Annotated in this window: 10 protein-coding genes, 1 tRNA gene and 2 pseudogenes; 4 read left to right on the top strand and 9 right to left on the bottom strand. The window is 63.1% G+C overall.

The window, feature by feature from the left end; all coding sequences use genetic code 11:
- Positions 1–108 precede the first annotated feature (108 nt).
- Positions 109–951: pseudogene (locus ORI27_RS02165) on the top strand (Mu transposase domain-containing protein); the annotation flags it as partial.
- Entirely contained in the window at positions 948–1,760 is an 813-nt protein-coding gene (gene istB / locus ORI27_RS02160) for an IS21-like element helper ATPase IstB (protein ID WP_265994437.1), read from the top strand. The pseudogene ORI27_RS02165 and the gene istB, both read left to right, overlap by 4 nt.
- 1,633 nt (positions 1,761–3,393) lie before the next feature.
- On the opposite strand, the gene ORI27_RS02155 is transcribed toward istB, so the two are convergent.
- From ORI27_RS02155 to ORI27_RS02145, 3 genes and pseudogenes are all read right to left on the bottom strand, one after another.
- Positions 3,394–4,284 carry a 2OG-Fe(II) oxygenase gene (locus ORI27_RS02155; RefSeq protein WP_265994438.1) on the bottom strand — a complete coding sequence of 297 codons (891 nt, stop codon included), beginning with the start codon at positions 4,282–4,284 and terminating at the stop codon, positions 3,394–3,396.
- Between the two features lie 257 nt (positions 4,285–4,541).
- Positions 4,542–5,613: pseudogene (locus ORI27_RS02150) on the bottom strand (IS110 family RNA-guided transposase).
- Between the two features lie 571 nt (positions 5,614–6,184).
- Positions 6,185–7,879, bottom strand: coding sequence for an SLC13 family permease (locus tag ORI27_RS02145; protein ID WP_266073861.1), 1,695 nt, complete (start codon positions 7,877–7,879; stop codon positions 6,185–6,187).
- A 168-nt stretch (positions 7,880–8,047) separates the two neighbouring features.
- On the opposite strand from ORI27_RS02145, the gene ORI27_RS02140 reads away from it, so the two are divergent.
- Both ORI27_RS02140 and ORI27_RS02135 read left to right on the top strand, forming a co-directional pair.
- Positions 8,048–8,599 carry an arsenate reductase/protein-tyrosine-phosphatase family protein gene (locus ORI27_RS02140; RefSeq protein WP_265994440.1) on the top strand — a complete coding sequence of 184 codons (552 nt, stop codon included), beginning with the start codon at positions 8,048–8,050 and terminating at the stop codon, positions 8,597–8,599.
- 107 nt (positions 8,600–8,706) lie between these two features.
- Positions 8,707–9,651 carry an endonuclease/exonuclease/phosphatase family protein gene (locus ORI27_RS02135; RefSeq protein WP_265994441.1) on the top strand — a complete coding sequence of 315 codons (945 nt, stop codon included), beginning with the start codon at positions 8,707–8,709 and terminating at the stop codon, positions 9,649–9,651.
- Positions 9,652–9,721: 70 nt separating this feature from the next.
- Here ORI27_RS02135 and rplA read toward each other — a convergent pair whose 3' ends face one another.
- The 6 genes from rplA to hadC all read right to left on the bottom strand — a co-directional run bounded on the left by rplA (position 9,722) and on the right by hadC (position 13,087).
- Entirely contained in the window at positions 9,722–10,432 is a 711-nt protein-coding gene (gene rplA, locus ORI27_RS02130) for a 50S ribosomal protein L1 (RefSeq protein WP_265994442.1), read from the bottom strand.
- Between the two features lie 83 nt (positions 10,433–10,515).
- On the bottom strand, positions 10,516–10,944 hold the full coding sequence (gene rplK, locus ORI27_RS02125) for a 50S ribosomal protein L11 (RefSeq protein WP_265994443.1): 429 nt from the start codon (positions 10,942–10,944) through the stop codon (positions 10,516–10,518).
- 33 nt (positions 10,945–10,977) lie between these two features.
- A complete protein-coding gene (gene nusG, locus ORI27_RS02120) occupies positions 10,978–11,736 on the bottom strand; it encodes a transcription termination/antitermination protein NusG (RefSeq protein ID WP_265994444.1) in 759 nt (252 codons plus the stop codon).
- A gap of 33 nt (positions 11,737–11,769) precedes the next feature.
- Entirely contained in the window at positions 11,770–12,213 is a 444-nt protein-coding gene (gene secE, locus ORI27_RS02115; RefSeq protein ID WP_265994445.1) for a preprotein translocase subunit SecE, read from the bottom strand.
- Between the two features lie 102 nt (positions 12,214–12,315).
- A tRNA-Trp gene (locus ORI27_RS02110) sits at positions 12,316–12,388 on the bottom strand.
- A gap of 186 nt (positions 12,389–12,574) precedes the next feature.
- Positions 12,575–13,087 carry a (3R)-hydroxyacyl-ACP dehydratase subunit HadC gene (gene hadC / locus ORI27_RS02105; RefSeq protein ID WP_265994446.1) on the bottom strand — a complete coding sequence of 171 codons (513 nt, stop codon included), beginning with the start codon at positions 13,085–13,087 and terminating at the stop codon, positions 12,575–12,577.
- Between the last annotated feature and the right edge of the window lie 2 nt (positions 13,088–13,089).

Genomic DNA, 13,089 nt, shown 5'->3' with positions numbered 1-13,089 from the left:
CCACCACCGTGCGCCGTCACGAAGAAGAAATCCGCCGCCTACGAAAAGCAAAACCTGACTGAAGACCCACCTTCAACAGCAGAAACCGCACCAAGATTAGCCGGATAACCGCAGTCCAAGGGCATCGTGGAGAACCTCTGCGGCTACGCCCAGGACGACCTGGCCGTGCCGTTGTTGACCGAGCCCGCCGTCACCGGAACGACGATCACGCTGCGTGATGCGAATGCCGCGGCGCAGCTGTGGTGCGCGGAGGTCAATGCCGCAACCCATTCGGAGATCTGCGCGATCCCCGACGAGCGACTTGTGGTGGAACTTGAACTCCTGCAACCGCTGCCATCGTTGCGGCTGCAGATCGGGGCACCAGCGGTGCTGCGCAAGGTCGACCGCTTGTCGTGTGTCCGGTACGGGTCGGCCCGGTACTCGGTGCCGATGAGGTTGATCAGCACCACCGTGGCCGTGGTCGTCGACCACGGTGCGATTTGTCTGCTGGAGCCCGCGACCGGGGTGATCGTGGCCGAACACGAACTCGTCGCCCCCGGCGGTGTCTCGATCCTGGATGACCACTACGACGGACCCCGACCCGCACCCAATCGCGGACCTCGCCCGAAGACCACGGTCGAGAAGCGGTTCTGCGACCTCGGTACCGACGCCGAAGCCTTCCTCGTCGGTGCCGCGGCGATCGGCAACACCCGCCTGGCCTCGGAGTTGGAGATCCTGCTGGCCCTCGGGGCCGCGCACGGTGAGGCCGCGTTGATCTCGGCGCTGCACCGGGCGGTGGCCTTCCGACGGTTCCGCGCCGCCGACGTGCGTTCCATCCTGGCCGCCGGCACCGGAACCCCACAGCCCCGCCCCGCCGGCGACGCGCTCATCCTGGACCTGCCGGTGGCCCCGACCCGATCGCTGGACGCCTACAAGATCGTCCCAGCCGTCGACGGGGAGGTGATCCCGTGACCAAGACCCAACCCATCACGGGCTCCGAACCCCTGGCACCACCATCGGTTCCACCACTGGCCGCCGACCTCGACGCCGGACTACGGCGACTGAAGCTCGCCGCCGTGCGGCGCACCGCACCCGAAGTCCTGATCACCGCCAAGACCCAACGCTGGACTCCCGAGGAGGTCCTACGGACCCTGATCGAGACGGAGTTGGCGGCGCGGGACGCCTCCAACGTCGTCAACCGGCTCAAAACCGCGGCGTTCCCCGTGCCGAAGACGTTGGAAGGCTTCGACGTGGCCGCATCCTCGATCCAGGCGAAGACCTTCGCCTACCTGTCGAGTCTGGAATGGATTCGCGCCCAACATAATCTGGCGATCATCGGACCCGCCGGCACCGGCAAGTCCCACACCCTGATCGGGTTGGGAACCGCGGCGATCCACGCCGGACTCAAGGTCCGCTACTTCAGCGCGGCCGATCTGGTTGAAACCCTCTACCGCGGCCTGGCCGACAACACCGTCGGCAAGATCATCGAATCGCTGCTGCGGGTCGACCTGATCATCTTGGATGAGCTGGGGTTCGCTCCGCTGGATGACACCGGCACCCAACTATTGTTCCGGCTCGTCGCCGGCGCCTACGAACGACGGTGCTTGGCCATCGGGTCGCACTGGCCCTTCGAGCAGTGGGGCCGCTTCCTGCCCGAGCAGACCACCGCCGTCAGCATCCTCGATCGCCTGCTGCACCACGCCACCGTCGTCATCACCGACGGCGACTCCTACCGCATGAAAGACGCCCAACACCGGAAGGAGCAACCCAAGCCAACCTAGGAACTACCGCACGGGGTGGATACTTTTATCTGGCCACCAGCGGATACTTCAACCTGGCCATTGACACGCGAGTCAACTGAACTCGGGGCAGTCCCAACCGCCCGCTTCGAATAAGTCAGGCTATCCACCTAGTCGAAGAGTGAGACATCGAGCTACCAATGTTCTTGCACTACGCTATGACTTGTGGAAGCGAACTCACTCGATGCCCATCGGACGCACGGCAGAAGCGTCGCAGAAGACAACGGAGTCGGGGCAGTCCGCAGTCCCTCAAATGATTGCAGTCATCGTTTGCGAGTCACGGCGTGAGTTGGCTAGATCCGCTGCCCAGTACGGTTGGCGATCTCAAGCACCTTATAAGGCGCTACGCGACCGATAGCGAACTGCTTGCTCCGGCGTATTCACTTGCCAAACGAAGAAGTGATCTTTTTCCTTTTGTCGACACCGACCTATTGGTGGAAGGCTATCCGCGTTCGGCGAACACATTCGTACTCTACGCGCTGAAGTGGTCTAACCCGGAGCTCAAATATGCTTCTCACATGCATGCGTGCGGTCCAATCAAATATGCGGTTCGGAGGCACATTCCCACACTCATTCTGATCAGGGAACCACGGGCTGCCATCGTATCGCTAGCTACCCGGGAAGGCCTCCGCCTTGACTATTGCTTCGAGTGGTACCTCACCTACTATAGCTGCGTCGCAGATCATCGAGATTCCCTTGTTCTAGCAGATTTTTCGACGATAACAAGTGGTCTGGATCCTGTGTATGAAGATCTTCGACGCACCTATGGGCTGGCCTTGCGGCAACCTCCGACTCAGCCATCGGAAATCTCGGAAATCAAACAGATGGTCGTATACAGCGAGCGCCGATTCTCGCGCGGTACCGTTAATCCCCTCAAGGTGGCGATTCCGACTCAAGAGAAACGCGATGCCGCCCCGAAGATTGAGAGAGAGATCGATGACTCCCGCCGACTATCGCGACTATTGGAATCTTGCGTGCGGCGATATCATCAGCTAGTTGGTGAGCAGTCAGCGCGGTGATTTATAGCGGTCGGTCGCTGTGGGGGCTAATCTCTCAATCAACAATCTTTGGGTGTTGCCATCGGGGTCGATTCGCGATCTGGGGTACTTGGGGCCGTCCATGATCTCGACCCGCTGAATTTCGACATAGATGCCAGATGATGAGATTCCGCGGGGCCGAATTCTCAAGCGAGAGGTGCGCACGCACCGGCGCGCGGACGGATGAAGGATGCGACCACATCCACGAGCCGTGGAGATTCGGACAGACGATACTGAACAATCCTGACTGTGGTCGAACGGGGCGGAGACGCCAGCCGTCGAGATCGCCCAGGATAATGCCTGCGCGCAGGGAAACTTTCACCGCGCAAGACAAGCCAAATTCGGTGCTGGCAGTCGGTTCGTCGTGCGACGACAACCCAGCGTCCTACTACAACCACAACGCTAGCTTGGTCCTTCTCCGCAGAGGTAGATCCGCGGTCATAGCGAAGCAGGAGGGCGTTTGCGGTCGCGTAGATCGGGTCCGTCTACCTCAGGGCGCCGCCACTGGACTGCATCAAGATCCTCCCGGAGAAGTCCAAGCGCCTACCCCACCGTCGAGGCCGCAAATCTGAGCGACGCTAACTGGGTGTTTCAGACTCACGGGAAGCCCGGTGCTTGACGCGTTGCAACCCGCTGCGCAAGTAACGCAGCAACACTGGAGGGACCGACTGAGCGATGTACTGCTGCATGCGAAGTTTCGTAGCCTCGCGTTTCGTTGATGCACTGTCGTAGGGTCGTGCCCGGTACATCGTCCCGAAGTCGGGTGTCTCGTCATAGACTGCCTTAGAGGCAGTGTAGTAATACAGAGCCAGTGATCGCCGGAAAACACCAGGCGGGCTAGTCAGTGGGTCTGGGTGGCCGTGGTAAGAGTGGGCGTCTGTATTAAAGATTACACAGCGGTTGGATATCGGCGGTATCCCTTTGACCTTGGCACTCATATCACGATTCCAAAGCTCAAGCGCGCCGTTATATTCGTCCTTCCAATCCTCGTTGAGGTAGACAATGACGTTGATCCGGCGATTCAAGTGGAGCTTTTTGTTTATGCGGAAGTCGGCGTGGATGCCCAGCTTGCCACCCGTCGCGATTTCATGAAAGCCGCCACCTTCGAAATAGGGATCCGAAAGCAAGCCCTGGATCGACGACAGGCCCTCTAGGAATGCAAGGAATGGAGCCGAGTTGAAAAAGTCGAACGCATGCCTGCAATACTCATCGCAATCGGCCGGCGCGATCTGCCGCTTGTGGTACCCAAGGTAACCCTCATCGTAGATAACGTCCGACTTCAACGGCTGCGCCGGGAAACGTTCCTGCAAGCCGGCCACCAACGATAAGGGCAAGAAGTTGTCCAACACGATGTGCGGAAAGGGCTCAGCGAGGCGATATTCGTCGGACAGCGACTCCCCTATGGATCGTGCGAGCTGCGTATCCAGCTGCAGTCCATCGGACAGATCGATCGGTAACACCGGGTTCATCGGCACTCCCTGACGCTGTTAGTGTTCCCTGCAGGCTAGTAGGACCGCCGCCGACCTCACCCAAGAACCGCCCTGTGGTAACGAATGCCATCCAATCATAAAGGTTGTGGCAACTCTTCTGCTAGCTGAGCGAGCATCGCGACGAACCTAGGGGCGCGGCGGCCCCTAGGTGTACTGCCCAGGCAAGTTGGTCAATCCTGTCAGGGGCGGCACCTCGGCGATCGCCGGGTGCTGCCGGTGGACTCTTCTATGTCTTGTCAAGCGCCTTTGGGTTCCGCGTGGAGTCTTTCAAGGGTGCGGTAGAGATGGCGCGCGAGGTTGCGCTTGAGGCAGCACCGGATCCCTTTGGTGGTGCGTCCTTCTGCGCGCCGCCGTTCGACGTAGGCCTTGGTGTCGGGGTCGTGGGCCATCCGGGTGATGGCAGCCATGTGCAGGGCACGGTTGAGCCGTCTGTCGCCGCCGCGGTTGAGTCGGTGGCGCACGGTGTTTCCTGAGGGAGGCGGGGATGGGGTTGACGCCGGCCAGAGCGGCGAACGCGGCCTCGGAACGGACCCGGCCGGCGTGCGACCAGGCGGTGTAGATGACCGCGACGGTGACTGGGCCGATGCCGGTTTTGTCCAGCAGTACAGCGGCCTTGCTGGCGTGGACGAGATCAATCATGTGCGTGTGATTGGTCGCGAGTTGCTGGGTGAGATCAACCGCGCGCTTGGCCAGCCGTACTGCCTCAGCGCGTGCAGTGACGGTGACAAGGTCTTTGACTCGGGTGCGCCAGCGGGCGACCTCACCAATTTGGCTGGCGGTCAGCGGCTTACGCGCGTCAACACCCAGGGTAGCCACGCGCAACAACGCAGTAAGCGCGTTGACGGTCGCGGTGCGTTCGGTCGTCATGTGCTCACGGGCGGTGACAAGAATACGTAATGCAGCTCGGATACCGTCGTCACTTCGGGGACGGCGCAGCTGCGCAGGCTCAAGGGACAAGACCGATGCTGCGATCCTGCGGGCGTCGAAGAGATCGGATTTGCCAGTCCCGCGATGTGCTCGTGCGTTCATCGCAGCCGCCTCCACAACTTCATAGCCAGCTCGCTTCGCTGCCGAAGCCAGGTGGGCTCCGTAGGTGGCGATGCCTTCAATGACCCACAGGGTGGCCAATTCGCCTTGGGTGCGCCGCGCGGCCCAGTCGACAGCCCGGTCCATGCCCGCATCGGGGGCTGGAAACTGCTCAGTGGCGACCAGTCCGCCAGTGGCCGCTACCAATACGGCCAGGGTGTGACTGCGGGCGTGGGTGTCCACCCTGATGACGAACGGGTGGGCATGCGCAACGATGGTCATGGTGGCGGGCTTCCTTCCATAGGCGAGACAGATCCGGCCGCCAAAACGGCCGGCGCCGGCCTGGATGGAAGTCACTTCGGGGCAGCACTGTGATGGGCCACGATCCGCCGTTCGGCGGGGACGGGCAGTCTTCTGATCAAGTCACCGAGGTGGAGCCGGGTCAGCGTCGGCCGCCCACCCCAGCGCTGGACAAGTCCACCGAAACGCACCCAAATGGGGCGAATGACTGTAAGAGTCACAACCCAAAGCGAGGCGGCCGCCGCTAACCCTGCCAGCCAGTCCCAGACCAGCCACTCGAAGACTCATAGTGATTGTAGGCAAGGAGCAGCGCTGGCAGCGCTGATCGTCGGACACCTTCGCCGTGGCAATGGCACAAACGCCCACTCGTCGGCTCGTCGGCCATTGGACGGTGAGGAACTCTCGATCTTTCGTTGGCCTGGGGCCGGTACGGGCGAGCTCGGACGCGTTTTTGGGCTCCCACTCGTTGTAGTGGCCGCACTGCAACGACTACCGATCACCCCGCATCGCAAGCTACGTCGCACATTCGCGATAGCGTCTGGCGAGAAGAATTTCAGCTGAACGGAAAGAACACCGGCACCAACAGCGGAGTCACGGCTAACACAAACACCGTCAGCGGAATACCCAGCCGTGCGAAGTCGGTGTAGCGGTAGCTACCCATCGTCCACACCATCGTGTTGGTCTGGTAACCAATCGGAGTGAGAAACGACAGGGTGGCGCCGAAGATGATGGTGACGGCGAACGGCAATGGACTGCACCCGGCCTGCGCAGCGATGGCGACCGCAATCGGAAACATCAGGGCAGCCGCAGCCAGGTTTGACACCACTTCCGTGATGATCAGACTCGCCAACAATACCGCGACCAACAATCCGTAATTCCCCAGCGGGGCAGCAGCATTCACCACCAAGCGCGCGATCACCGAGGCCAGCCCACTCTTGTCGACCGCAAGTCCCAAGGCGAAGCTGGTCGCCATCAGCAACAGGATGTTGGTACTGATGAACCGCCGGGCATCTTCGAAGGTGACGACCTTGGCCAGCACCAGCGCAAAAGCGATCACCAGCGATACCTGGAGCAGGCCCACTAGCCCTGTCCCGGCCAAGAGGACGAGCGCAAGGAGCGCCACCTCAACGACGGCCGAATGTTCACGTCTAATCGGCCGGTCCTGGTTGAGCGGCGCTACCATCGCGAAGTCCCGGTGCTGGCGGAAACGCTGGCCGAAGTCGGGGCCCGCGAGCACCAAGAGGACATCGCCGGCGCGTAGCCGAACATCGCCGAGTTTGCCGCCCATCCGCCCGCTCGATCGATGAATCGCCACCACCGCAGCGCCATAACGGCGGCGGAAACCAGCAGCCTTCAGACTCGTTCCCACCAGCGGCGAATCCGCGCCGACCACTGCTTCAACGAACTGGCGCTTGGGGTTGCGGGCAAGGTCGTCAAAGTGGCGCGCTTCGGCTGAGACCAGTCCTGACATGCGCTGCAGGTCCACCACACGCTCAAGGTTGCCCACGAAAACGAGCCGGTCCCCGACAGCCAGCAACTCATCCGGACCGACCGCCGCGATCAGCTTTCCGGCCCGTTCAACTTCCACCAGGAAAACGCCGTCGAGGTTGCGCAGACCCGCTTCTCCGATGCTCGAACCGGCGAGAGTGCTATTGGCCGCTACCGTCATCTCGATGGTGAATTCGCGCTCGAGGCCAGTTACCTCATCGCCGGGGGTGGCCCGGTCCCGCAGGAGGCGAGGTCCAACCAGAACCATCAGCGCGATGCACCCCACCGCGAGCGGAACTCCGATACCGGTAATGGCGAAGATGCCCAGCCGGCCAAGACCCGCCTTGGCGATCAGATCGTTGACGAACAGGTTCACCGATGTGCCGATCATCGTCATCGACCCGCCGAGGATGACCGCGTAGCTCAGTGGCATCAGGTACCGCGATGGGGACCGGCCCGTACGCCGGCACCAGCGGATTACCCGGGGCGCGAGCATGGCGACCAGCGGTGTATTCGCGATGAACGCCGAGGCGCCCGCCGACGGGACGCACACCCTGATCAGCTCGCTGCGCGAGCGACCAGGTTTGGCGCCGCCGAGAATTCGGGTCGTCAACCCCTCGAACGCTCCGGTTGCATCGGCGGCACCGGCCAGCACGTAGAGCGCGGCGACAATGGCCACCGATTCGTTGCCGAAGCCCGCCAGCAGCTGCTTGGAATCGATCACCCCGGCGATGTACAGGCTCAACGCGGCGCCCCCCATGACCAGCTGAGGGCTAAACCGGTCGCTGATCAGCAGGGCGAAAACGACGACGACAACGGCGAGCGTTATCCAACCGTCAATCGTCATGGGCCCCCACCGTAGCGTCGAACGTCGGTATCGGATTGACATCATGCCCGACCCCGGCTCGTTCAGTGCGGCAGGATACGAATGAGCGAGAGCGAAGGTCACATCGGAGGGGAGGCTGTCCTGCACGTCTTGTTTGTGTGCACGGGGAACATCTGCCGGTCACCGATGGCCGAACGGATTGCGGCCATGCACGCCGAAAGAATGGGAATCCGGGACTTCAAGGCTTCCAGCGCAGGCACACGAGCTGTAATCGGCCATCCGGTCCACCCTGAGGCCGCGCTGGTCCTCGAACGGCTGGGCGCGCCCGCATCCGATTTCGCCGCCCGACAGCTCAAGCCACCAATCGCCGCCGACGCCGACCTCGTCCTCACCATGACAATGGCCCACCGTGATGCGGTGCTGGAACTCGCACCACGCCAACTCAACCGGACCTTCACCCTGTCTCAGGCTGCGTATCTCGTGGCTGAGTACGGCGCCCGTAGCGTTGCCGAACTCCCCGCATTGCGGTCGCATGCGGCTACGCATCGCCACCCCGATATTGCCGATCCGATCGGTCAGGATTCCGGGGTCTTCGACGCGGTCGGCGCGCAGATCGCGGAGCTGATCCCCACAGTGCTCACGCTGTGCAGGTAGCGGCGGCCCGCCATCGCGTGTGGACAAGTCGGCCATACCGACGAGGCGGCCTCCGTGGATCTCGTCTTGTCCGACTGGCCTTCCTGATCTCTCTCTCTATCGCCACATTGACGTTCGCCGCGCTGGCCGTGCTGGCCCGGGCGAGACCAATAAAAGGCGTTCCCGACCTCATCCTCGCCGTTGGCTCGCCCTACGTCTGCGTGTCGGCCTTGACGGGCTTGGTGATTGCCGCAACCTGCCGCCAGGTCATCTTGTCGATGGTGGCCATCGTCGTTGTGATCGCCTCGGTCGGGGTTCAGGTGTCCTGGTACTACCTCGGCCGTTCACCCGAGGTCGGCCGGCACACCGATGTCCGGGTGCTGTCGTCGAACCTCCGTTACGGCAGAGCAGACCCCCACTTCCTCGTCAAACTCGCGGAGGCCGAGGCTGACGTGATCACCGTAGCGGAGCTGACACCCGAGGAAGTCCTGCGCCTCAAGAACGTGGGCGTCGAGAAGATGTTCCCGTATTCGCACCTGTTGCCCGCCGCTCGCGCTGGTGGAGTTGGCATCTGGAGCCGGTACCCACTGACCGCCATGTCCGAGCCACGGCACCAGTTTGTCAAGATGCCCGCGGTACGGCTCCATCTGCACGGCGTGCGGTTCGAACCGGTGCTAGCCGCCGTGCACGTGTACTCGCCGGTCGCCGGCGAGAAAGACACGGTGCCCGGCTGGGACATCGGGATGGCCGGCGCCAAGGCCCAGCTGCGCACCTTCGCCCGGATCGCCGGCCCGGCGGCGGTGATCATCGGAGGCGACTACAACAGCACCCCGGACATGCGCCAGTTCCGCGATCTACTCACCTTTGGATACCGGGACGCGGTCCAGCAGTCCGGGTCAGGATGGACGCCGACGTTTCCCTCCAACAGGTGGTATCCGCCGTTGATCACCATCGACCACGTACTCACCCGTAACGCCGCCGCCACGTCGGTGCGGACCATCACAGTCCCCGGCTCCGACCACCGCGCGTTGCTGGCCACCGTCGAGGTGCCGCTGGACCCGACCGCGTCCTGAGGCCACCAGACGCAAAAGCCTCCGACACGCCGAGCGCGCGGAGGCCTTTACGTCTGTTCGCGCAGAGGTGTCAGCCCTCTTCGGTGAAGTTCCGGACGACCGCCGGGTCGACCGGGATGCCCGGGCCGGTGGTCGTCGACACGGTGATCTTCTTCAGGTAGCGCCCCTTGGAGGATGACGGCTTGGCCCGCAGCACCTCGTCGAGCGCGGCGCCGTAGTTCTCGGCCAGCTTCTTCTCGTCGAAGGACGCCTTGCCGATCACGAAGTGCAAGTTGGACTGCTTGTCGACACGGAAGTTGATCTTGCCGCCCTTGATGTCGTTGACAGCCTTGGCCACATCCGGGGTGACGGTGCCGGTCTTGGGGTTCGGCATCAGGCCGCGCGGACCCAGCACGCGGGCGATGCGACCCACCTTGGCCATCTGATCCGGCGTGGCGATCGCGGCGTCGAAGTCGAGGAAACCACCCTGGATCTTCTCGATCAGGTCGTCGCTGCCGACCACATCGGCTCCGGCGGCCAGTGCGGCCTCGGCCTTCTCCCCCACGGCGAACACCGCGACGCGCGCGGTCTTACCCGTGCCGTTGGGCAGGTTGACCGTGCCGCGGACCATCTGGTCGGCCTTTCGCGGGTCGACGCCGAGCCGGATCGCCACCTCGACGGTCGCGTCCTGCTTCTTCGACGAGGTCTCCTTGGCGAGCTTGGCCGCCTCGAGCGGGGTGTAGAGCTTGCTGCGGTCCACCTTCTCGGCGGCTTCGCGATATGCCTTGCTGGTCTTGCTCATTGGTGTCTCCTTGGTTCAGAGGTCGTGGTTTCCGGGCCGATGCCAGCCCTCCCACACGGCGCCGCCTCAGGCGGCGCCGAAAACTATTCGACCGTGATGCCCATCGACCGGGCGGTGCCGGCGATGATCTTGGCGGCCTGGTCGATGTCGTTGGCGTTGAGGTCTTCCTTCTTGGTCTCGGCGATCTCGCGCACCTGGTCCCAGCTGACCTTCGCCACCTTGGTCTTGTGCGGCTCGGCCGAACCCTTCTGCACACCGGCGGCCTTGAGCAGCAGCTTGGCGGCGGGCGGGGTCTTCAGCGCGAAGGTGAAGCTGCGATCCTCGTAGACGCTGATCTCCACGGGGATGACGTTGCCGCGCTGGTTCTCCGTCGCGGCGTTGTACGCCTTGCAGAACTCCATGATGTTGACGCCGTGCTGGCCGAGTGCAGGACCGACCGGCGGGGCGGGGTTGGCCTGCCCGGCCTGGATCTGCAGCTTGATCAGCCCGACGACCTTTTTCTTCGGGGCCATTGTTGTTGGTTCCTTTTCTTTCTTTTTCGAGTCTTAGATCTTGGCGACCTGGTTGAAGGTCAGTTCGACGGGTGTCTCGCGGCCGAAGATGGACACCAGCACCTTGAGCTTCTGCTGCTCGGCATTGACCTCGCTGATCGATGCCGGCAGCGTCGCGAACGGGCCGTCCATCACGGTGACCGACTCGCCGACCTCGAAGTCCACCAGGATCTCCGGGCGCTCCAGCGTGGCCTCTGACGACGCAGCCGCCGCCGTTGATGCCGCCTTGCCGGGCTTCTTCGCCGCACCCTGCGGCAGCAGGAACTTCACCACGTCGTTCAGCGACAGCGCCGTCGGCCGTGAGGTCGCGCCGACGAAGCCGGTGACACCCGGGGTGTTGCGGACCGCGGCCCACGAGTCGTCGGTCAGGTCCATCCGGACCAGGATGTAACCCGGTAGCACCTTGCGGTTGACCTGCTTGCGCTGGCCGTTCTTGATCTCGGTGACCTCTTCGGTGGGCACCTCCACCTGGAAGATGTAGTCGCCGACGTCGAGGTTCTGCACGCGGGTCTCGAGGTTGGCCTTCACCTTGTTCTCGTAGCCGGCGTAGGAGTGGATGACGTACCAGTCGCCCGGCTTGCTGCGCAGCTCGGCCTTGAGCGCGGCAGCCGGATCGAGTTCCTCCTCGGCAGCCTCGCCGGCGGCTTCCGTCGCCTCAGCGTCAGGCGCCGCCTCGAGCTCGGGCGCGGCCTCTTCGTCGATCACGTCGACGAGAGCCTCACCCGTGGGCGTATCGCCGTCGGGGGTTGTCACGGTAGTCAGTCCTCTCTAAAACGTCAGCGTTCGCTAGCCGAACACCCACAACACCAGCTTGGCCAAGCCCAGATCGACGCCGCCGATCAGGGCCACCATGAAGGCCAGGAACAGCAGAACGACCGTGGTGTAGCTGACCATCTGCTTGCGGTTCGGCCAGATCACCTTCCGCAGCTCGGCGACGACCTGCTTCAGGTAGTTCCAGACGAACAGGATCGGATTGCGGGAAGGCCCGGACTTCGCCTTCTTGGCCTTCTTGGATTTCTTGGCGGGCTTGTCCTCCTCGACGCCGAGTTCCTCGGCGGTCGATTCGACTTCCTCCGGCTCGGCCAACGCCGTGGTCCCGGCGCGCCGGGACCGCTTGCCAGTGGGACGCGCGGGCCGGGACACGATGACGGTCTGCCCGCCGGTGGTGTCCTCGTCGCCAGCCAGGGAACCGTCGCCTGCGGCGTCGGCACTGTCGCGCTCGTCGCTCACCGCATGCTCCTTTGTGTCGAGTGTGTCTGGGCTGAGTACCCCCAGCCCGGTGTGCACCCTCCAGTGTCCACCATGTTCCAAACCAGTCTTATTCAGTTATTGCAGGGGCGACAGGACTTGAACCTGCAACCTGCGGTTTTGGAGACCGCTGCTCTGCCAGTTGAGCTACGCCCCTCTGTCTTTCTTGCGACACTCCTCACCTTCGCAAGCTCAGGATCGTCGTTGCCGCTGCAAACGGAGTGCCCCACATAGCTCGCGCGCTCCCCGTTCGGTCAACCCGAACCGACGGACAGCGCGCTTATCTGGGAAAACCCCGAGGTCCGAGTGTACAACGGCACGTCGGGCAGGTGTTAATCCGCTGTTAGTCGTGGGCTACCGGTTTGCGCAGCACCTGCCCGGTCTCGGGGTCCCAGCCCGCCGAGATCGAGTTGTCGCCCTCGTGCCCCATCAACGTGGTGAACGACTCCATGACCATCTCGCCGTGCTGATCGATCAGCACGTTGCGGGTGGTGACGATGTCGGCGCCGAACCGCTCCTCGACGGACTCGATGTACATGGTGCCCTTCACGGCGTCACCCTCGACGATCGGGCGGTAGAACTTGAACTTCTGGTCCACCTGCACGATCTGCATCGTCTCGAACCCGATGTCCACGTGCTGGAAGAAGTGCCGCTGGATCATCACCGCCAGGATCGACATGAAGGTCGGCGGCGCCACCAGGCCGGAGTGGCCGAGTTCGGCGGCGGCCTTCTCGTTGACGGAGGCCGGATCGTTGGATTTCACCGACTTCGCGTACTGCCGGATCTGCTCGCGTCCCACCACGAAGGTGTCAGGGTATTCCCAGATCATTCCCCGGATGTCGGTCTTCAGCGCCATCG

This window comes from Mycobacterium pinniadriaticum (assembly GCF_026242045.1).
Classification (GTDB): domain Bacteria; phylum Actinomycetota; class Actinomycetes; order Mycobacteriales; family Mycobacteriaceae; genus Mycobacterium; species Mycobacterium pinniadriaticum.
The sequence above is the reverse complement of the archived record's forward strand: the minus strand, read 5'-3'. Positions and strand labels throughout refer to the sequence as shown.